This is a genomic window from Pseudoxanthomonas sp. Root65, from assembly GCF_001427635.1.
Taxonomy (GTDB): domain Bacteria; phylum Pseudomonadota; class Gammaproteobacteria; order Xanthomonadales; family Xanthomonadaceae; genus Pseudoxanthomonas_A.
The window spans coordinates 222,568-242,131 of record NZ_LMHA01000002.1 but is presented as its reverse complement, the minus strand read 5'-3'; the positions used below and the strand labels follow the sequence as shown (position 1 = coordinate 242,131).

Below are 19,564 nucleotides of genomic sequence, written 5' to 3'. Positions count from 1 at the left end.
GGGGCGAGCGCGGTGGTGACCGTGACGACGCATGTATCCGTCTTGCGCGGTGTCGTGCCGATGATGGGATGAGGATGCCTCGTCCTCATGCGGACTGAAGCTAAAAGCGCCCCTCATCCGTCCCCTTATCAAGTACGGGGCTGGCTTCGGCCCCCTCTCACCGTTGTTCACAGGGAGAAGGAACCGCAGTTCCAAGCGCGATGACGACGGTGTTCCTTCTCCCCGCCTGCAGGGAAAAGGAACCACGACGCGGCGCGTCCGCTCGCGATCACTGCGCATGACCCACCGCTTACGCTGGAAAGATGGCCGGTGCGTCATCCCGCGGCAGGGTGATGACGAACGTCGTCGTGCCGGCGTCGACATGGGCGGTCACGTCGCCACCATGCGCGGTGGCGATCTCGCGCACGATGAACAGTCCCAGGCCGAGGCTCGAGTGTTCTCCCTTGTGGGCGATGCGCGAGCCGCGTCGCAGCGGATCGAACAAGGCGTTGAGCGCGTCGCCGGACAGGGGCTCGCCCGCGTTGGTCACCGCGATCACCACGCGGTCGGCGTGGCCGGCCAGCGACACGCGGATCTCGGCGGCCTGGTCGCCGTACTTCGCGGCATTGGTGACCAGGTTGTGCACCGCCTCGCGGATGCGCGCGGCATCGAAGTTGCCGTGCGTCTGCCCGTCCACCTGCAGCGAGATGGATGCCTCGCGCAGGGTGGCGCGCAGCAGTTCGGTTTCGTCGGTCAGGGCCTGGCGCAGGTCGCAGGCTGCGCGTTGCAGCTTCATGCCACCGCCCAGCGTGCTCTGGCTGTAGTCGAGCAGGCCGTCCACCAGGCGGCTGAGTTGCAGGCCGCCGTTGAGGATGCGCTCGGCCTGCCGCGCGTGCGGGGTGTCGCGGGTGCTGTCCACCAGCAGGTCGGCCGTGCCCACCACCGCCGTCAGCGGGCCGCGCAGGTCGTGGCCCAGTGCGCCGAGGAAGACGTTGCGCCACGATTCCACCGTGCGCGAGAACTCCACCAGCGATTCGGCCACCGCCTGGTCGATCGCTTCGTTGAAGCGGATCATGTCGTCGATGGCGTGCGCGGCCAGGGCCTCGTCCAGCGCCCACAGGCGCAGCACCGAGGCGCGCAGGGCGCGGTACTCGGCGATCATCTGGTTGACGCCGAAGCCGTCGTCGGCGCGGCTGCGGCCGTGGCGGCTGGCCGCCGATTCCGGCCCCTCGGTCGCCGGCGCGCGGCCGTGGGCCTTGGCCATCTGCTGGTCCGGGCTCTGGTCGGTGCGCAGGTCCAACACGATCTCTCCCAGGATCTTGGGAATGTCGTTGCGCAGGCGTTTTACGTTCAAGTTGGCGCCGGCGGGCGCCTGGGTAACGGCGAACTCCACCGCGTCGTCGAGGATGCGCGGCGCGTTGGCCTGTATGAAGTCGGCAAGTCGCATAGGCACTCCGTGGCGTTGCTTCCAGGTCGTGGCGTTGACGGTCGTGGCAGTGACGGTGCTCATCCGGTTCCCTCCCTTCGCGACACGCAGGTGCGCGTCAGTCGGCGATGCTGCGCGGATCGCGCGGGTCATCGATGTGGATCTGCGTGTCGGCGGGCTGATCCGGGCCGATCGGCAGATCGTCCGGATCACCGGGATCGCGCGGCATCGGCGGCGGGTCCTGCTCCTCCGGGTGGTACGGATCGCTCGGCGTGCCCGGCGTGCTGGGCGTGCCCGGTTCGGACGGCGTACCCGGCGGCGTGGGCCGGCCGGGCGGTGTCGGCGTGCCCGGTGTACTGGGCTGGGGCGTGCCGTGTGCGGTGATCGGGTTCATGTCGGAGCTCCTGCGCGCCGGCAGCGGCGCGACTACAGGGAAGGCGCCTGCGGCGTGGCGACCGGTGTGGCATCGCCGGTGACCAGGTCGGCCCAGCGCATTTCCACGCCGTTGCGGCGCCCTTTTTGCACCAGCTTCAGGCCGGTGGGATCGATCGTGAGCGTGTAGGCCTGCTCGCCGATGGTCAGTTCGCGTCGCAGCGGTTTGTCGAGGGGTGTCATGCGTGCTCCTTGTCTTCAGATCTGCGGAGGATGGTGGCGAGGCTGTCCGTCGGTCGTGCCGGGTTCGCGCTCGGGATCGTTGCGTTCGTCATTGGTGCGCTTGCCGGGCGATTCGCCGGGCACGGCGGCACCGTCGGGACGACGCTGCTGTTCAAAATGATTGGGCACCACGGGTGTGGCGTCCTGGCTCTTGCGATCCATGGCGGATTCCTCGCTTGCGAGGGTCCAGCGTGGCCATGGCGACGTTGGCGATCCGTGAGGAAGGGGCCTGGATTTTCAGCAGGCAGTCACGCTAGGGCGCCAACACGACTGCGCGCTGAACATGTTGACGCCGCGCGCACGGTATTTTCACGACGACCGACGCAGCATCGGTCTCATGCTTTGCCAAGAACGTATCGATGCGCGTCTGTCCGACGCGGAAATCCTGGTCCGCTCCGGCGCCGATATCGGCGACCCGCACCGGTTTCTGCGCAGCCTGTGGACGCAGGTCTACGATGGCGCACCGATGCACCTGCGCTCTGCGGTGTTGCGTCGCCTGCATGCGCTGTCGCGTCACCTGGGCGTGAGTTACGTGCACGGCGAGTCCACGCAGTCGCCCGCGTAGCCGCTCCGCTTCCCCTCTCGCGTTATCTATGTCCGCGCCGCGACGGCGGCCGCGCTCAGCGCGTGGCCTGCAACCGCGCCAGCGCCGCTTCGATATCGTGCCGGCGGAACGGCTTGGCCAGCACCGGGGTGTCGGCGAAGCGCTCCGGCAATCCTTCCTGTCCGTAGCCAGTGGTGAACAGGAACGGGATGCCGCGCTCGCGCAGGGCATCGGCGACCGGGAAGGACTCGGTGCCGGCCAGGTTCACGTCCACCACCGCCATGTCGGTGTCCAGCGCCGGCAACTGACCCAGCGCCTGGTCCAGCGATGCGGCGGTGCCGGCCACTTCGTAGCCGAGCGTGGGCAGCAGTTCTTCCAGCAGCATGACCAGCATGAACTCGTCTTCGATGATGAAGACACGCGTGGGGGCGGCTTCCGTGGTCATGCGGCAACTCCTTCTTTGGCAAGCGGTGCGGTGATCTGGCAGACCACCCCGGTGGGCAGGAAATCGAGCGAGGTCTGGCCGCCCAGGTCGTGGCGCAGGCCACGTTCGATCAGGCGCGAGCCGAACCCGCGCCGCGCCGGTGCGACCACCGGCGGTCCGCCGACTTCTTCCCACACCAGCACCAGGCAGTCGCGGCCCTCGCGCCGTTCGCGCGTCCAGTGGATGTCGACACGTCCGCCCTCGGCCGACAGCGCGCCGTACTTCATGGCGTTGGTGCACAGCTCGTGCAGGGCCATGGTCAGGGCCAGGCCGCGCTGCGGGTCCAGGTCGATCGGCGGGCCGACCAGGTCGAAGCGCGAGGTGTCCTGCTGCACGCACGGGGCGATGGCGGTGCGCACGATCTCTTCGATCGGCGCGCGCACCCAGTGCTTGCGGGTCAGCATGTCGTGGGCCTGGGTCAGCGTGTGCAGGCGCGATTCGAAGCGGTCGTAGGCCAGCGCCACGTTGTCGGTGTTGCGCAGCGTCTGCAGGGCGATGGACTGCACGATGGCCAGGGTGTTCTTGACCCGGTGGTTGAGTTCGTTGAGCAGCAGGCGCTGGTGTTCGTCGTGCTGGCGGCGCGCGGTGATGTCGGTGGCGGCGCCGAACCATTCGGTGATCTCGCCGCCGATCGGGCGGATCGGCACGGCGCGCGAGGACACCCACGACCACCCGCCTTCGTGGTTGCGCACGCGGTGCTCGGCGCTGAAGGGGGTGCGGGTGGCGCGCGCGTGGGCGACGGCGTCGGCCACCAGGGTGCGGTCGGCGGGGTGGATCAGCACGTCCAGCCAGTCGGGGGTCAGCGAGCCGTGCGGGCCCAGCAGTTCGCTGCCGCCCACCACGTCCACTTCGCTCCAGTCGTGGTTGGTGCGGTAGACCATGTCGGAGCTGGCATCGACCATCGCGGCCAGGCGTTCTTCGCTCTTGCGCAGGGCTTCTTCGTGCCGTTTGCGTTCGGTGACGTCGCGGGTGGTGCCGGCGACGGCTTCGACCTCACCGCCGGGGCCGATCACCGGCACCAGCAGGTAGTCGTAGATGCGGCGGCCGTTGGTGCCGTTGAACGGCACGTCGCCGCGCACGGGGGCGCGGGTGGCGATGACCTGGTCGATCTCGCGGTCGTGCATGGCGGCATGCCAGGGTTCGTAGCCGAGTTCCAGGCAGGTCTTGCCGATGGCCTCGTCCCAGGTCTTGCCCCACATGGCCAGCAGCGCGGCGTTGGCGTAGGTGAAGCGGTGTTGCAGGTCCCACATGTAGACCAGGTCGGGCGTGGTCTGCAGCAGGGTTTCGTACAGGCGGAGGCGCTGCTCCGCCGGTGCGTGCAGGCCGCCTGCCATCAAGGAGTTGTCCATGGCGCGTGGGGTTCCGATGGCGTCACCTCACCTTATCGTCACCCGGCGTGGGGGACCCGTGAAACTTGGCAGGGATGCAGCGCCTGCGGAGGCTGCTGTTCAGAAAGCGGACAAACGAAAGGCCCCGCGATGCGGGGCCTTGGGTGTGCCTGCGTGCGCGCGCGATCAGATCTCGGGCGGGTTGGGTGTGCCGGGCGATACCGCACGGCGACGAACGAAGCGCGCAGCCAGGGCGTCGCGGGCGTCATCCACGCCCTTGTCCTTGCCGGCAGCCTTGATGACGGCGTAAACCTCCAGCGAAGCAGCCATCAGGTCGCTGCCGAGAGCGAGTTCGGTATCGGTGACGCGCTGGTGCAGCTGTGCCAGACGAAGGGAACACGGACGCAGGGCGTCGAGCGCCATCTGGTCCTGACGGAACGCCGCGATGTCGAAATCGCGCGGCATGATGCCTGGGTGCTGCTCAGCGACCGCAAGCGCCGTGGTGCAGAAGGCTTGCGATTTGGCGCCCATCTTGAAGAGGTCGCGGCGCTCGTCGTTGGTGAGGGCTATCAGGCTCTGGAGGTCGGCTTCCAGTGCGGTGATGGAAGCAAGGATGCGCTCTACGGTCTCGGCACCGAGTGTCAGGCTGATGCGGTTCTGCGTCATGGGTCTGTCCTTAGTTATGTTCTTGGTCATGCCGGCCGGGTCCGACCGGCAGGTGCAGCGTAGCGCGCACAAGCATCAATGCGACGTTGCGCGCACTAATGTTGGATTTCTCATGCGAACGATCTCGATCGGGGCGAATAGGCTGGTGCGTCAGGCGTTGTATGTGTTGACCCAGCCAAAAAGCCTGACGGCTCAGGCTTAGTATGTGTTGAAACAGCCACCTTGCCTGACTCGCCAAGCTTGGTGTGTGTTGAGCCAGCCGAAATGCCTGACGTGTCAGGCTTACTGTGTGTTGAGCCAGCCGAAATGTCTGACGCGTGAGGCTTACTGTGTGTTGAGCCAGCCAAATCGCGTGAAGCGTCAGGCCTTGTGTGAGTAGAGGGAATTCCGTCTATCGTCATCCCGGCCAGCCCCCTAGCCCTTCGCCTGCCACCTCAGATCGCCCAGCAAAGCGTCCAGTTCGCCGGCCAGATCGCCCAGGGTGGCGGACCAGGGGTGCGCTCCGAGGACCGATGACGGCAACGCGGCAGACGGCACGTAGCCTCTCGTCAGTACTGCCAACAAGCTTGCGATCAGCCGGCGTCAACTTGCGACGCGGCTACCTACAAGCTCAGCCCCAATTTTCACTACGTAATGGCAACTGATTCAGGGAATCTCTCACATCCCGCCATTGCGGAAGCACTTGATCCATCAAAGCGATGAAGCGGGGACCGTGCGTTGGATACCGGATATGGGCCATCTCGTGGACGAGGATGTATTCGAGGCAGTCGAGCGGCTTTCTTGCCAACTCGGTATTGAGCCGGATGTTCCGGGCCGCGGGATTGCAGCTACCCCATTTTGTTCGCATGCGCTGAACAAACACTTTGCTGACCCTGACTTTCAGCAGCGGCTCCCACTTCGCCAGCAATTGCTCGACTGCCGCCCTCACCAAGCCCCGATACCACTCCTGAAGGATTTCGCCACGCCGATCCGCATCGGTTCCTGGCCGTACGCCAAGTTGCAATTCACGATGCTTCAATTCCACAACAGGCGGTGCGTCATGTTCGACAATATTGAGCAAGTAGCGCCGCCCCCAGACGTAGTGACTCTCTCTCTGAAGATACTGCCGCGGGGTCTCGCGCGGCTGCACTTGCATCTTCTGTCGCTGACGCCTTATCCAGGGAAGCCTGGTTATCGCGAACAGCCGAATGGCCTCCAGCGCCATTCGCTCAGGCGCGGCAATACGTATCCGCCCATCGGGCGGATACACACTCAGGTGCAAGTGCTTGATCGGCTTGCGCACCACTTCGAGCACAAACTCACCAAGATTGAGCTTTGTCGCCATCAGTACTCAGCTTGCTGTTTGACGACAAGGAAAATTCTCTCAACCTCTGCCTCATCGCCAAGCACCTCAAATAGGGCAGCCTTGATGATCTGCTCACGCGACTGCACGCCACGCCAGTCGTCATAACGCACACGCTTGATGGCCTCATCCAACGCAACCACCATGCGCAACTTGGGATCCGCGTACTGAGCATGCTCATCCGCCACATGCCCTCCAGCCGAATCCAATGACGGCATCGGGATATTGTTGTAAAGCGCGCGCTTGCCCGGGGAGTCGAGCGCCGGCGGAATAATCTCGGCATGCCCGGCCTGCACTCGCTTTGCGATGTCGGCAATATGTCTCAAGTACTCTTCGTACTGGATGGCCTTCTCTTTGCGAAGACGAATTACTTCATCGAGTAATGCCGACATCCGCTCATAGAATGCAGGATCGCTCGCCTGCTCTTTCAGGATGTGGCCCCGGACATTGTTCTCGATGGTCTCGGCGACAGCTGCCTTGTTTCCCTTCAGCCCGCCAAGCTCGCGCGCAATCGCAGCGGCAATACCGGTCTTCACGATGAGCTCCAGCAGGCCAATATCATCGAACGGCGATATCTTCCTCGGCTCGTCGGCATGCACGTACGTGTCAAGGAGATGCCGCATGTCGGCCTCAAAAGGCTTGACATCAAGGGACTCCCCGCTCGCCTTGCGAACTATCTCGCGCACATTGACGTAGTGCTTCAGGCGCAGCTGGATGCGCTGGATGTCATGGGCCTGATAGCCCGCCGCCGCCAGATCGTCTGCGATGTTGGCATACGCACGGACCAGCCCGACCGTGGCCTTGTACAGGGCCGCCCGGTGCGGCTCGCGCTCCTTCAAGTCGCTGGCAATCTCGGTATTGCCGCAGAAGTAATGAATATGCTCCAGCTCGCCTGCAGGCTGTTCCACCGGCTCGCACAGCAGGTGCAACTGCTCGAGCGCCTGATCCAATCGTTCGCGCCCCTTCTTCAGGCGATCCTGCAGCATCACCTCCGATTCGGCGCCGCCGGCGCTGTGGTCCAACTCAGCGCTGTACACCGCAATGGCGTTCTCCACTTTCTTGAAAAGATCCTTGTAATCGACGATGTAGCCGAACTCCTTGTCCTCGCCATCCAACCTGTTGGTTCGGCAGATCGCCTGGAACAGGCCGTGGTCCTGCATCGACTTGTCGATATAGAGGTACGTACAGGGCGGCGCATCGAAGCCGGTCAGCAATTTGTCCACCACCACCAGCAGCTTCATGTTGGCCGGCTCTTTGATGAAACGATCCTTGGCCCACTCCTCGTAGGTCTCGGTCTTGCTCATCGGCCGCTTGGCGGTCACATCCTGCAACAGTTCGACATAAGTACTGTAGATGATCTGCTTGTCGGTTTCCGTATTGGCGCCTGTCTCCTCCAGCGTCACGTTCCTGACCTCCGGATCGTATGAGGTCACCAGCGCACACTTGCCCTTGAGTGGCGTGGCCTGCAACAGCAGGTAGTAGCGGCACGCTTCAAAGATGCTGGAGGCCACCAGGATCGCATTGCCGCGCTCACTCGACAGACGTGGCTTGACGCCGAAATCGAACACGATGTCGGCCACCACACGGCCCATGCGGGCCTTGGAACTGAGCACGCTCTGCATCGTGCCCCACTTCGCCCGAAGTTCGGCCCTCTGCCAGTCATTCAGGCCCTTCGTCTTCGCCTCGAACCAGGCGTCGATCCTGTCCTGCGACCCCAGGTGCTGATCGATATCGCGCGCCTCATAGATGAGATCCAGCACGACCTCATCTTCCACCGCCTCACTGAATTTGTAGGTATGGATGTAACTGCCGAACACCTCCAGACTGGTCTGCGCGTCCTTCTTCAGCAATGGCGTCCCAGTGAAGCCGATGAATACCGCATGGGGCAGCAACGCCTTCATCACCTTGTGCAGGCGACCGCTCTGGGTACGGTGACATTCATCGACAAACACGTAGACCTCCCCCACAGCAGGGCCAGGCTGCGCTTCCAGCTCCTTGATGAAGGCTTCAAAGGCTTTTTCGTCCCGCCCACGGGACTCCAATCCGAACTTGTGCACCAACGAACACAACAGGCGAGGCGACGCTTGGGCAAGCTGCCTCATCAGGTCACGGCCGCTTCTGGTGCGATAGATCGCCTCGCCTGCCGCTTCGAATACGCCCTTGATCTGCTTGTCGAGCTCGTCGCGATCCGTGACGATGGCAACCCTGGCATGCGGATTGTTCTCCAGGATCCACTTGGCCAGCAGCACCATCACGATGCTCTTGCCACTGCCCTGGGTATGCCAGATGACCCCGCCCTTCTTCTGGCGTATGTGTTCCTGCGCAGCCTTGATGCCGAAGTACTGATGGACGCGGGGCAGCTTCTTGATGCCCCCATCAAAGAGCACGAAGTCGTACATCAACTCGATCAAGCGGTCCTTGCGGCACATCTTCAGCAGATACTTGTCGAGCTTGAAGCCTGCGTTGTCGTGCTCGTCCTCCTTCCATCGTAGGAACATCTTCTCGGGTGTTTTGATCGTGCCGTACTGCAACCCCTCGGAATCGTTGCCGGCAAACACGAACTGCACCGTACTGAAGAACCAGGCATTGAACTCGGGCTCCTGGTTGGACAGACTCTGGCGAATGCCTTCGCCGATGCTCACCCGGCTGTTTTTCAACTCGATCACGCCGATGGCAATGCCATTGACGTAGAGCACCAGATCCGGGCGCCGTTCGAAGCCACCCTTGAGCGTAACTTCCTCGGCGATGGCGAAATCGTTGGCATCCGGTTGCTGCCAATCGACAAGATCGACGTTCCCGGTGACTTCTCCGGCCTCTGTCTTCACCTGGACGCCGTACCGAAGCAGGCTGTAGACCGCCTGGTTGTTGTCGTACAGGCTGCGGCCGTGGTGGTTTGCCTCGGTGCGCAACCGGTGCAGGACGATATTGATTTGCGCATCGCTGTGGCCGCGGCCGCGTAGCCACGCGCCCAGCCAAGCTTCCTCGATGTTGCTGTTGTCGCGGTCAGACCAGTCGCCGAGATACGTGTAATCCAGCTGATCGCGGAACAGCGCGACGATGCGGTTCTGGGTGGCGCGCTCGGGGGCACCTACGAAGTTCATGTCATGGCTCCCAGCGGTGCGTCTGGCATCAACAACCTGACGCCAGACGTATCCCGCCGGGCCATGCCGGGGCCCAACGCCGCGCCCCCGATACAGCAAGAAATCCCTTCAGGACAACGATGTGTCATGGTCACCCCTGGATGAACCCCTGCAACGTGGCACGGATGCCCGCAAACCCCGCCGCCGGCCTTGCCCCTGCGGATACGGGTATAATTATGCTGTCCCTGTCGCCGGTGAATCCCATGGCCCGCAAGCCGCTCCCCGCCAAGACGCCCAGCAAGCAGGCCATCTTCCGTGCCGTGGCCAGCTCCACGGCCATTGAGACGGGCAAGCCCGTACGCATGCTTGAAAAGCTGCTGCGCGACGGCCCCTCCGGCGACAAGACGACCCGGCTGCGCTCTCTGGTCCTGGCCAAGTAGCTCCCTCGGCATCACCCCTCCGTTCCCAGCGCCAGCGTCACCAGCCTCTGCATCGGCGCATAGTCGCCACCCTGCCCGTGACGGATGGCGGCAAAGTAGCGCTCCTTGTCGGCGTCCCACGTGCTGTAGTCGAGGGGCTCGTGTCCGGCCTGTACCGCCATCACATCCGCCAGCAGACGCGCCACGCGGCCGTTTCCCTCGCGGAAAGGATGAATCAGGATCAGTTCGACATGGCACAGGGCAATGGCCTGCGCCAGCCCGGCTTCATCCAGCCCCTCACAGGGCGTGTAGCGCTGCAGGCAATCGCGCTCGAAATCCTGCAACAACTTCGGCACAAGCGCCGCATTGGCGAACAGGAAGCCGCCCTTGCTGACATTGACGGTGCGCAGGGCACCCGCGAAGTCGTAGAGATTGCCCAGCCAGCGCCGATGCCAGGTCGTCAGGTCGGCGACCAACAGCGTGCGGTCGGGCAGACTGTCGATCAATACCGCTTCGTACAGCTGCCCCAGCAGCAGCAGCTCCGCCTCGGCGATCTCGTCGGCACTGGTGATGCCCAGCTTGTTGGCCAGCACCTGGTCATCGGAGCCCGGTTGCATCGCGCCCTGCGGACCATCGACTTGGTAGCGATTGCTCATCCGGCGTTGCTCCGTCAGCCCTTCACCAGTTTGAAGCTGATCTGGTAGCGGTAAAAGTCGATTGCAGGCGTCATCATCAGCGCGCGACGGATCTTCTGGTCATCTTCCAGCGCGATGATCACCCCGCGCACCGTCTGGTCGGCCTCCGCCAACTCGTCCTGCACATAGCCCATGTAGCGCAGGGTCTGCCCGACCACCGCATCGCTGGCCCGGCCCTTCTTCAACTCCACCACCAACAAAGTGCGTTTGTCTTTGCTCACGGCGAGGATATCCAGCGGCCCGGTATCGGTCGGGTACTGCGAGCCCACCGGTTCGCCATCCTCGGCATAGATGTCGTACTGGCGGCCCAGGTCAGTCTGGGCCCAGTTGTCGACCAGGAAGTCCTGCAGGTGCCGCTCCAGGGCAAAGGAGGTCGCATCCTCTACTGCCGGATCGGTGGCGACCAGCAGGGGAGCAGCTACACCGCCGATCAATTGCTCGAGTTCCGCACCGTAGCGGGACACGTCCGAGACGGTGCCGATGGAGCTGGCCGAATTACGCAGCGCATCACTCATGTCGGCACGGGCGATGCTGGCCGGCAACCAGCGCACAGGACGGCGATGCGGCAGCACGCCTCCGGGCACATACAGGTAGTCGCCCGTGACTTCGCCCACGCGGTAGCTGCCCGTGCCGTCGGGACTGAGGACGATGTCGCCGGTACGGACGCCCTTGCAGATAGTCCAGGTGAATCCGCACCACAGGCCCAGCGCGATCTTGGAGCGATCGGGCCATTCCTGCTGCAACTCGGGGATGAAGTGCCGGTTGAAGGCACGGAAGTCATCGGTCAGATCGCGGGCGATATCGCGCTGGATGTCACCGAAGCCGGAGCCGATGAAGCCACCGGCAAAGCATTCCTTGGCGTGGATGCTCTTCCGACCCAACATCACGCGGTAGTAGTGTTTCATACGAGGCGGATCCTTCCAGTCAGCAGTTCTTGCATCATGCCCTGCTTGATTTGGCGGGCTTTGGTGAGCTTTCCTTCCAGCGCTTGTATCTCGCGATCTATGTCGGTCAAGACGCTGGCAATGGCAGCTTGTTCGTCTGGCTGCGGCGCTTCGATCTCGATCTGCTCGATTGTCTTGGCGTTCAAGCTCGGAACCCCCGATGCCTCGTTGTATTGCTTCCATTGAATCAAGCAGAATCGATAGAAGAGGAACTTTGCGCTGTTTGGCGCATGGACGTCCGAGTAGAACAGCGTGTCGACCGACCAGAACGGGGCGTCCATGTACTGAGGTCGATCTATCGTTCCTTTTCGACCGATCAGTACGGATGGCTGTGCCCATAGGTAGGCCGAGGCCCTACCGATTGCTCCGCCTGTCGCAAGAATCGGATATTGACCATCGATAGCTTCAACTTCGTGCTGACTCTTTCCGTGACGGATCGCAAGAAAACTCCCCAGAGGCTTCAGCTTCCAAGCATCACGGAAGCCCGGAAGACGCCTCTTGCCGGTGAGCAGTTCCTGCATGGCGCCCTGCTTGATCTGGCGCTTCTTGGCGAGCAGTTGTTCCAATGATTCGATCAGGGCATCCGCATCGGACAGCGCTTCGGAGATGCTCGCTTGCTCTGCGCGTCGCGATGGCAATGGAATGAGGAGATTGCTAAGCGTCCCCTGATTAAGATTAATCATTGTGGTGCCGACTGACGCAGCTTCGATCGCTGCAACAGTTCGGGTGTCTGACAGCACCCGCTGGACGAACCGTCCATCAAGGGTTGCTTTAGGACGAACAATCATCGAGCCGGTTCCGCAAAGCCAGCCGTCGGCCGACGGTTCGACGACGGCACAGCGGCCCATGTCTCCTCGTCGCCCAATGACTACCTCACCTGCACATAGACGAAACTCAGAAAGTCGTTGCGCAGCGGACGCTGAGATTGTCATGCGCAGCGTAGGAACAAGCTTCCCATCAACAATCTGCATGGGGTTAATGATCGGAACACCACCATATACATAGTCCGACTTGTGTAGCGCACTCCCAAACGGCCCTGTTCGGAACGTGGCATGGCTTCCAAGCTTCTCGACATTCCAATCCTCCGGAATCACTCCGACTTCGGTCTGCTTGTATCCAAGCATCACACCCATGCGAACCCCATTCTCTCTAGATGCCGATTCACTTTCATCTCCAGCTTGGCGACCAGATTCGCGGCCTGCGGCAACGGCGTCTCGTAACGCTCGGCTAACTCCTTCACCCGCGCGGTAAGCCGCTGGCTGATGCGATCCATCTCGCCATGGATATCGGCGTCCAGCGTGGCTAGCCACTTGTCGTCCACCACCAGCACCTTGGTCGCGGTCTCGCTGAGCTTCGGGTAGCGCGCCAGCACCGCCGCATCAAGCGCGGCCTCGGCATCCTTCACCTGCTTCTTCAACTCGACCTCCTGAGTGCTGAGCTTCAGCCACGCCGCCAGCGCAGCGGCCTCCGCCTTCGCCTCCTTGTCACCCTTGATCTCCTTCAACCGCGCGGCCACGTTCGCCTTGTTGACCTTGTCCAACTCGGCATAGGCGCCTTCATCACCGCCGTGCTCCTCTTCCAATTCGGCCAATTGCGCCGTCACCTGCTCCAACTTTGCGGCAAGTGCATCGATGGCCGCCTGATCGGCGGCAAAGTAACGCGCCACCATCAGCGGCTTGGGCACTAGATCACAAGCCCAGCCCTTGTCGATCTGCTTGTCGGGCTTGCCGTTCTTTCCCTTCTTCGTCTCGATCACACGGTACGGCATGGCCTTCCAGCCATCACTGGCGATCAGATAGGCGTCGTCCTGCATGATCGTCGCCCAGTAATCCATCACATGCTGGTAGACCGCGTAAGCATCTATCAGCGGGCGTCCCTTGTAATGGGCCAGCAAACGCTCGGCAACATCGACGATCAGCTCCTTGGGATGAAAGCCTGGCTTGAGCGCCTTGAGCCGCTTGGCCTCGGCATCGCGCCAAGCCTGGAAGTGTGCGTTCATCCCGTTGATGAAGGCGGTGAACTGTGGATGGTCATAGATGGTGGACTTGATGGCGGCCTTATCAATCGCCAGGTCCACGTAACCCTTGCGGTTGGGCTTGAACAACGCAGCGCGTAACTTGGGACACACTTCCCAGTACGGCTGCAGCGCATCGATGTCGGCAACCGGGATGCCGCCCTTGAGGTGACCCTCGATGTCCTGACGGTCCTCCGTCTGCTGGCTGTCGATGTAGCGCGGCAGGTTGAGGTTCCAGTCGTTCTTCTCGATTTCGTCAAAGCCGACCATGCGCGCGTAACGCGGGTCGCTTCCGTCCTGCTTGCTGAAGGCATCGACGATGCGATGAATGTCCTGCTCGCGTAGACGGTTCTTCGGCCCGTCCTTCATGAAGCCGGCGCTGGCATCGACCATGAAGATACCTTTGCGTGCCGCCGCGCCCTGCTTGTCGATGACGACAATGCAGGCGGGGATGCCGGTGCCGTAGAACAGGTTGGCCGGCAAGCCGATGATGCCCTTGATATAGCCCTTGCGGATCAGCGCCTTGCGGATTTCAGCTTCGGCATTGCCGCGGAACAGCACGCCGTGCGGCAGGATGCAGGCGCCCTTGCCGGTGCTCTTGAGCGAACGGACGATATGCAGCAGGTAGGCATAGTCGCCTTGCTTGGCCGGCGGCACGCCAAAGGTGTCGAAGCGGCCGTAAGGGTCATGCAGCGGATCAATGCCCGTGCTCCAGCGCTTGTCGCTGAAAGGCGGATTGGCGACGACGTAGTCGAAGGTCTTGAGCGCGCCGCCGTCCTTGAACTTGGGATCGGCAAGGGTGTTGCCCTGCACGATTGCGGCGCCTGGGTTGTTGTGCAGGATCATGTTCATGCGCGCCAGGCCGCTGGTCGCTACATCCTTCTCCTGGCCATAGAGCGTGACCGGAGTGCCGGCTTCATCGGCGATCTTCAGCAGCAGCGATCCCGAGCCACAGGTGGGGTCATATACGGTCGTGGCGGCGCTGGTCTTCGCACTGCGAATGCCGAGCACCTGCGCCATGATCCGGCTGACTTCGGCCGGCGTGTAGAACTGGCCCTTGCTCTTGCCACTCTCGGTAGCGAAGTGACGCATCAGGTATTCGTAGGCATCGCCGAGGATGTCGTCGCCGTCGGCGCGGTTCTTCGAGAAGTCCAGCGCCGGGGTTTCAAAGATGGCAATGAGGTTGGTCAGACGCTCGACCATCTCCTTACCGCTACCGAGCTTGCCGGCATCGTTGAAGTCGTACTCGCTCAAGTCGAGTTTGTTGGTGTTGGCGAGCGGCGCGATGATCTTCTTGTTGATCTGGTCGCCGATGTCGGGCCTGCCCTTCAGGGCCACCATGTCCTTGAAGCTGGCCCCTTTGGGAACGGTGATGGGCGCAAAGCGCTGGCCGGCGTACTTGTCGCTGATGTACTTGATGAACAACAGGACCAGGACATAGTCCTTGTACTGGCTGGCATCCATGCCGCCGCGCAACTCGTCGCAACTGGCCCAGAGTGAGGAATAGAGTTCGGATTTCTTGATTGCCATCTTCTGTTCGCAGTTTTCCGTGTTTCTAAAAAGCAAAAAAGGCCCCGCAACGCGAGGCCTGTGAGGGGTGGTAGCACCTGGGCCACTGGAAACGATGGCCAGCGGACAGCCACATTCCAGCGAGCACCGGTGGCGGGCAACATCGCTGGATCATCATAGCGTGCGTGCCTAACCGTTGCCCTGCACCGCGACACACGGTATTCACTCCCTTGAGCAGCATGGCGTACCCAGGGATGCCCTCGGGACGCGCCGGCTAATGTCAGAAGACCGGACGAAGCGCTGCCCCGCCTACCACCTGAGAAAATCCGTCACCAACTCCCCCACTTCCTCCGGGTACTGGTGATGCGGCGCATGCCCCGTCTGCGAATAGAACACGAAGCGGGTATCGCGCAGGGCGCCGATCAGGGGGAACCAGTTCTGCCCCGCCGTGCTGGTGTCGTGGTCGCCGGCGACCAGCAGGATGGGCAACGCCAGCCGCGTCAGCTGGCCGCGCCGGTCCGCCGCATCCGCATGGAACCCGCCGGCCGCCTTGAAGTACCGATCGAACTGCGCCTGCGTGGCCGGGATATGCGCCTCCACCCCCGCCCGCTGGCGGATACGCACGTGCGAGGCCTTCGCCCGTTCACGGCTGAGCGCCGAGGCCGGCTCGAAGAACAGCACCTCCTCGTCGGCCAGATCGTTGACCGGCTTCAGCGCGCGCTCCAGGAACGCCGGCTGCAACGGAATGTCGTTCTTGCCCGGCGGATTGGTGGCCAACAACACCAACCGCTCCACCCGGCCCGGCCGGTCGATCACATACGCCTGCGCCAACAGCCCACCCCACGACCAGCCCAACAGGTCGAACCGTTCCAGCCCCAGCGCATCGGCCAGCCCGTCGAGCAGCTTCACCCCGCTCTCCATCGAATCCGGCTGCGTGCCGGTGGAATGGCCGATGCCCGGCAGATCGAACACATACAGCGTGTGGTGCCGCGCCAGCGCATCGAGGAACGCCGGGTCCCACGTGTCGATCGTGCCGCGGAACCGGTTGACCAGCAGCAGCGGCGTGCCCTGGCCGAACGTGCGGTAGGCCACCGTGTCGGCGCCCACCGCCACCGTCTGCGTGGGCGCGCGCAGCGCATCGGAGGCCTGCGCGGGCGAGAGCGCCACGGCGGCGGTCGCAAGGAGAACGGCAAGGAGGATGCTGCGCATGGAAACCCTCGTGTCGGTGCGGTGGCGGAAGGGCGCACGCCAGCGATCGCATGCCGGCAGGCGCGGCGCCTGCCCTGCCCCGTCGCACGGCGCCGGCCGGCCCGGACACCACGGTGCGCGCCGTGCGCCTGGCCGTCATGCCGCATGCGTGGGAGCGCGGCGTCACCCGGATGGGGGGCCGCAGGCGCCGGCGCGGCGCTTCATGCCGGGACGTCGCGGTCCCTCGCCTGCCCGCGGCGCCGCGCCCGTACCCGCGCGCCCCGCGCGATCGCCAGTTCCACCTGCGTGCCCTGCCCCGGCGTGCTGGTGATGCGCAGCTCCGCGCCGATGTCGGCCGCGCGCTCGCGCATGCCGCACAGCCCCCAGTGGCCCGCACGCGCGCCCCGGCGCCGCACCTCCTCGGCGATGCCGCGCCCATCGTCGCGGAAGCGGAAGACCACCTTGCCGCCGACCGCGCGGATCTCCACCTCGATCCGCCGCGCCTGCGCATGCCGGAACGCATTGCACAGCGCCTCCCGACCGATCCAGTACACCTCGTCGCGCACCACCGGATCCAGCGGCGGCAACCGGCTGTCCGCCGTCACCTCGAACACCGCCGGATGCACCTGCGCCAGCTCGCGCCCCAGCCGCATGAACGCCGCCGGCAGCGCCTCCTGCACCGACGCCTCGGCGATGCGCAACGAATGCACGCGTTCGCGCCCCTCGACGATGGCCTCCTCGCCGCGGTCCATCGCCTGTTCCAGCGCCACCCGCACCGGATCGTCGCCGGACAGCCCGCTGGCGGCGGCCTGGAAACGCAACAGCAGCCCCTGGAAACTCTGCAGCAGCGTGTCGTGCAGCTCGCGCGCGATGCGCTCGCGCTCGCGGTGGCGCTCCTCGAACCGCATGCGCATGCGCTGCGACACCCGGCGCAACCGCCACTGCCAGGCCGCGTAGACGGCTGCGGCCAGGCTCAGCCCGCACACCGCCACGAACCACCACGTCTGAACGAAATGCGGCGCCACCGAGAAGGCGAGCGTGGCGCTCTGCGGACTCCACACCCCGCTCTCGTTGGCCGCCTGCACCTGGAAGCGGTAATCGCCCGGCGCCAGGCTGGTGTAGTAGGCCACGCGACGGTTGCCCGCCTGCTGCCAGGCCTCGTCGAACCCCTCGAGCCGGTAGCGGAAGCGCACGTGCTCGGGATAGGCCAGGCTGCTGGTGCCGTAGCGGATCTGGATGTCGCGCGTGCCGGGCGCGAACGCGCGCCCGTCCTGCGGCGCGTAGTCCACCGATCCCGCCGCCAGGCCACGGATGCTGGCCGTCGGCACCACCGGGTTGTAGTGGCGCCGGGCCGGATCGATCATCGCCAGCCCCTGGTTGGTGGTGAACCAGAGACGGCCGGTGCCGTCGGCCACGATGGTGGAGGCCAGCGCGGACTGCTGCGCGATGCCGGGCATGCCGTCGGCGGTGTCGTACAGCCGGCCGTCGAGATGGCCGCTGCGCGGCGCGCGCGCCAGCACGTCGGCGGGCACCTGGAGCACGCCGTTGACGCCGCTCAACCAGACCCCGCCACCACGGCCGGCGTGGATGCCGGTGATGCCGTTCAGGCGCGTCCGGTCGTTGGCCTGCAGCGCATGCACCTGGCCATCGCGCAGCAGCGCCACGCCGTTCTCCCCGCCGGCCAGCAGGCCGACGGCCACGCGCGCGAGCGACGAGACCGTGCCGATGTCCAGACCGTCGCCGCCATCGAACGCGCGCAGGGCGCCGTTGCGCCAGTGCACGAGGCGGCTGCCGGTGTAGCCGATCCAGACCGACCCGTCGGTGTCGCGCAGCAGCGAGGTGGCCCCGCGCGCGGGAATGAGGCCGGCCCCCACGCGGCGCCACGCGGTGCCGTCGTAGTGGTACAGGCCATCGCCTTCGCGCATCACCAGCAGGCCCGCGGCGCCGTCGCCGGTCACGGCGCCCAGGGGTCCCGTGCCCGGCACGTCCAGGTCGCGCAGACCCGCCGGCGTGTACCGGTACACGGTCTGCCAGGTCGCGAGATAGACGTGCGGGCCCACGGCCTGCACGGCGTAGATCCGCTTGCCGGGGGATTCGGCCAGCCACGTCAGGGTCTTGCCATCGACGCGGTACAACTGGCGCTCGCTGGACACCAGCAGGCCGTGCGTGGCGGAGAACGCCATGCCGTACACGCCGTCCTGGCTCAGCCGCTCGTCCTGCAGCCCCTGCACGCTGCTGGGACGGAAGCGATGCAGGCCCATGTTGGTGCCCACCCAGATGTTGCCCTCGCGATCGGCCAGCAGCGGAATGGCCCGGTCCGAGGCCAGGCCGTTGCGCTCGCGGATGATCGCGCTGGCGTCCTGCTCGCGCAGCGCGTGGCCGCGCGCGAAGGCATCCAGCCGCGCCACCCGCACCACCCCGCCGCGCCGCCGGTCCGTGCCCCACAAGGCGCCCTGGCGGTCCAGCCGCATCGACGCGAAATGGCCGAACCCGGGCATCTGCGGCGCGTCCGGCGCCGCCAGCGACAGCGAGCGCGTGCCATGCGCGCCGTCCGAGACCCACAGCGCGCCGCCGGGGGTTTCCAGCAGCGAGGTGTAGAGCCCGGTCGCGATGCCGGTGGGCACGAAGCGTGCACCGCCCGGCGGCAGGTTCATCAAGGTGTTGCCGGCGGTCACCCACAGGGTGCCCTGCGAGTCCAGCATCACGTCATCGGCGTAGGCGTACGGGAAGCCGGTGTCCGCGCCGATCCGTCGCCAGTCCTGGCCGTCGAAGCGGTACAGGCCGGTGAACGAGGCCACCCAGATGTGGCCGGCGCGGTCTTCGACGATGCGCATCACCAGGCCGGACGGCAGGTGCGGCGACGGCGGGTAGTGACGCAGCGTGCCCTGGTCCAGCGTACTGATGCCGCCCGGATAGAAGCCGATCCACAGCCGGCCCCGGCGGTCGCTGAGCAGGGCGGTGATGTTGCTGGAGGCGAATCCCTGGCCCTGCGGCGGGTTGTAGCGCTCGAAGCGGAGGCCGTCGAACTGGTAAAGGCCGACGCCGGTGCCCAGCCAGAGCGGTCCACTGCGATCCTGCGTCAGCGCCCAGATGTCCGGCGGCGCGCCGTCGCGCTGGGTCCATGTGCTGCGGTGGTAGTCCATCCCCTCCTGCGGTGCCGCCGCGGCGAACAGCGCAGGCAGCCACAGCAGGCCCAGGATCGGCCCGAGCCAGAAGCGCCTCCTCCACGTGCAGGGTGAACCCGTCGACACGCCGTCGTCCCCGATCCCGGCCAGCGTGTATCCATGCGGCC

General features: G+C 64.8%; 17 protein-coding genes. 2 read left to right on the top strand and 15 right to left on the bottom strand.

Features of this window, described 5'->3' with window-relative positions; translation table 11 throughout:
• Positions 1 to 289: 289 nt before the first annotated feature.
• Genes ASD77_RS11595 through ASD77_RS11580 form a run of 4 tightly spaced genes read right to left on the bottom strand, consistent with a single transcriptional unit; the run spans position 290 to position 2,221 of the window.
• Positions 290 to 1,489, bottom strand: coding sequence for a HAMP domain-containing sensor histidine kinase (locus ASD77_RS11595; RefSeq protein ID WP_235578530.1), 1,200 nt, complete (start codon positions 1,487 to 1,489; stop codon positions 290 to 292).
• Positions 1,490 to 1,523: 34 nt separating this feature from the next.
• Positions 1,524 to 1,799, bottom strand: coding sequence for a hypothetical protein (locus tag ASD77_RS11590; RefSeq protein ID WP_055941675.1), 276 nt, complete (start codon positions 1,797 to 1,799; stop codon positions 1,524 to 1,526).
• Positions 1,800 to 1,831: 32 nt separating this feature from the next.
• Entirely contained in the window at positions 1,832 to 2,020 is a 189-nt protein-coding gene (locus tag ASD77_RS11585; RefSeq protein ID WP_055941673.1) for a hypothetical protein, read from the bottom strand.
• 15 nt (positions 2,021 to 2,035) lie between these two features.
• Positions 2,036 to 2,221, bottom strand: a complete 186-nt coding sequence (locus ASD77_RS11580) for a hypothetical protein (protein WP_055941672.1) — start codon at positions 2,219 to 2,221, stop codon at positions 2,036 to 2,038.
• 175 nt (positions 2,222 to 2,396) lie between these two features.
• On the opposite strand from ASD77_RS11580, the gene ASD77_RS11575 reads away from it, so the two are divergent.
• Positions 2,397 to 2,624 carry a hypothetical protein gene (locus ASD77_RS11575; protein ID WP_055941670.1) on the top strand — a complete coding sequence of 76 codons (228 nt, stop codon included), beginning with the start codon at positions 2,397 to 2,399 and terminating at the stop codon, positions 2,622 to 2,624.
• Positions 2,625 to 2,679: 55 nt separating this feature from the next.
• Here the strand turns inward: ASD77_RS11575 and ASD77_RS11570 are convergent, their stop codons facing one another.
• From ASD77_RS11570 to ASD77_RS11545, 5 genes are all read right to left on the bottom strand, one after another.
• On the bottom strand, positions 2,680 to 3,048 hold the full coding sequence (locus ASD77_RS11570; protein ID WP_055941668.1) for a response regulator: 369 nt from the start codon (positions 3,046 to 3,048) through the stop codon (positions 2,680 to 2,682).
• Complete coding sequence (locus ASD77_RS11565) at positions 3,045 to 4,436, bottom strand: HWE histidine kinase domain-containing protein (protein WP_055941666.1); 1,392 nt, start codon at positions 4,434 to 4,436, stop codon at positions 3,045 to 3,047. Before ASD77_RS11565 ends, ASD77_RS11570 begins: the two co-directional genes overlap by 4 nt.
• Before the next feature lie 165 nt (positions 4,437 to 4,601).
• The gene (locus ASD77_RS11560; protein WP_055941664.1) at positions 4,602 to 5,081 is read right to left on the bottom strand and encodes a hypothetical protein; all 480 of its coding nucleotides are present in this window, start codon (positions 5,079 to 5,081) and stop codon (positions 4,602 to 4,604) included.
• Between the two features lie 610 nt (positions 5,082 to 5,691).
• Positions 5,692 to 6,405, bottom strand: coding sequence for a SprT family zinc-dependent metalloprotease (locus tag ASD77_RS11550; RefSeq protein WP_055941660.1), 714 nt, complete (start codon positions 6,403 to 6,405; stop codon positions 5,692 to 5,694).
• A complete protein-coding gene (locus ASD77_RS11545; RefSeq protein ID WP_055941658.1) occupies positions 6,405 to 9,524 on the bottom strand; it encodes an HsdR family type I site-specific deoxyribonuclease in 3,120 nt (1,039 codons plus the stop codon). Before ASD77_RS11545 ends, ASD77_RS11550 begins: the two co-directional genes overlap by 1 nt.
• A 242-nt stretch (positions 9,525 to 9,766) precedes the next feature.
• Between ASD77_RS11545 and ASD77_RS18390 the strand changes: the two genes are divergently transcribed.
• A complete protein-coding gene (locus ASD77_RS18390; RefSeq protein WP_200947393.1) occupies positions 9,767 to 9,943 on the top strand; it encodes a hypothetical protein in 177 nt (58 codons plus the stop codon).
• Positions 9,944 to 9,954: 11 nt separating this feature from the next.
• Here the strand turns inward: ASD77_RS18390 and ASD77_RS11535 are convergent, their stop codons facing one another.
• The 6 genes from ASD77_RS11535 to ASD77_RS11510 form a co-directional block, all read right to left on the bottom strand.
• The gene (locus ASD77_RS11535) at positions 9,955 to 10,578 is read right to left on the bottom strand and encodes a Fic family protein (RefSeq protein ID WP_055941655.1); all 624 of its coding nucleotides are present in this window, start codon (positions 10,576 to 10,578) and stop codon (positions 9,955 to 9,957) included.
• 14 nt (positions 10,579 to 10,592) lie between these two features.
• Positions 10,593 to 11,522 carry an endonuclease NucS domain-containing protein gene (locus ASD77_RS11530; protein ID WP_055941653.1) on the bottom strand — a complete coding sequence of 310 codons (930 nt, stop codon included), beginning with the start codon at positions 11,520 to 11,522 and terminating at the stop codon, positions 10,593 to 10,595.
• The gene (locus tag ASD77_RS17770; RefSeq protein ID WP_082563267.1) at positions 11,519 to 12,694 is read right to left on the bottom strand and encodes a restriction endonuclease subunit S; all 1,176 of its coding nucleotides are present in this window, start codon (positions 12,692 to 12,694) and stop codon (positions 11,519 to 11,521) included. Before ASD77_RS17770 ends, ASD77_RS11530 begins: the two co-directional genes overlap by 4 nt.
• On the bottom strand, positions 12,685 to 15,105 hold the full coding sequence (locus ASD77_RS11520) for a class I SAM-dependent DNA methyltransferase (RefSeq protein WP_055941652.1): 2,421 nt from the start codon (positions 15,103 to 15,105) through the stop codon (positions 12,685 to 12,687). The genes ASD77_RS17770 and ASD77_RS11520 overlap by 10 nt, the downstream gene beginning before the upstream one ends.
• Before the next feature lie 288 nt (positions 15,106 to 15,393).
• Positions 15,394 to 16,293, bottom strand: a complete 900-nt coding sequence (locus ASD77_RS11515) for an alpha/beta hydrolase (protein WP_055941649.1) — start codon at positions 16,291 to 16,293, stop codon at positions 15,394 to 15,396.
• Between the two features lie 200 nt (positions 16,294 to 16,493).
• The gene (locus tag ASD77_RS11510; protein WP_156383609.1) at positions 16,494 to 19,523 is read right to left on the bottom strand and encodes a sensor histidine kinase; all 3,030 of its coding nucleotides are present in this window, start codon (positions 19,521 to 19,523) and stop codon (positions 16,494 to 16,496) included.
• Positions 19,524 to 19,564 lie beyond the last annotated feature (41 nt).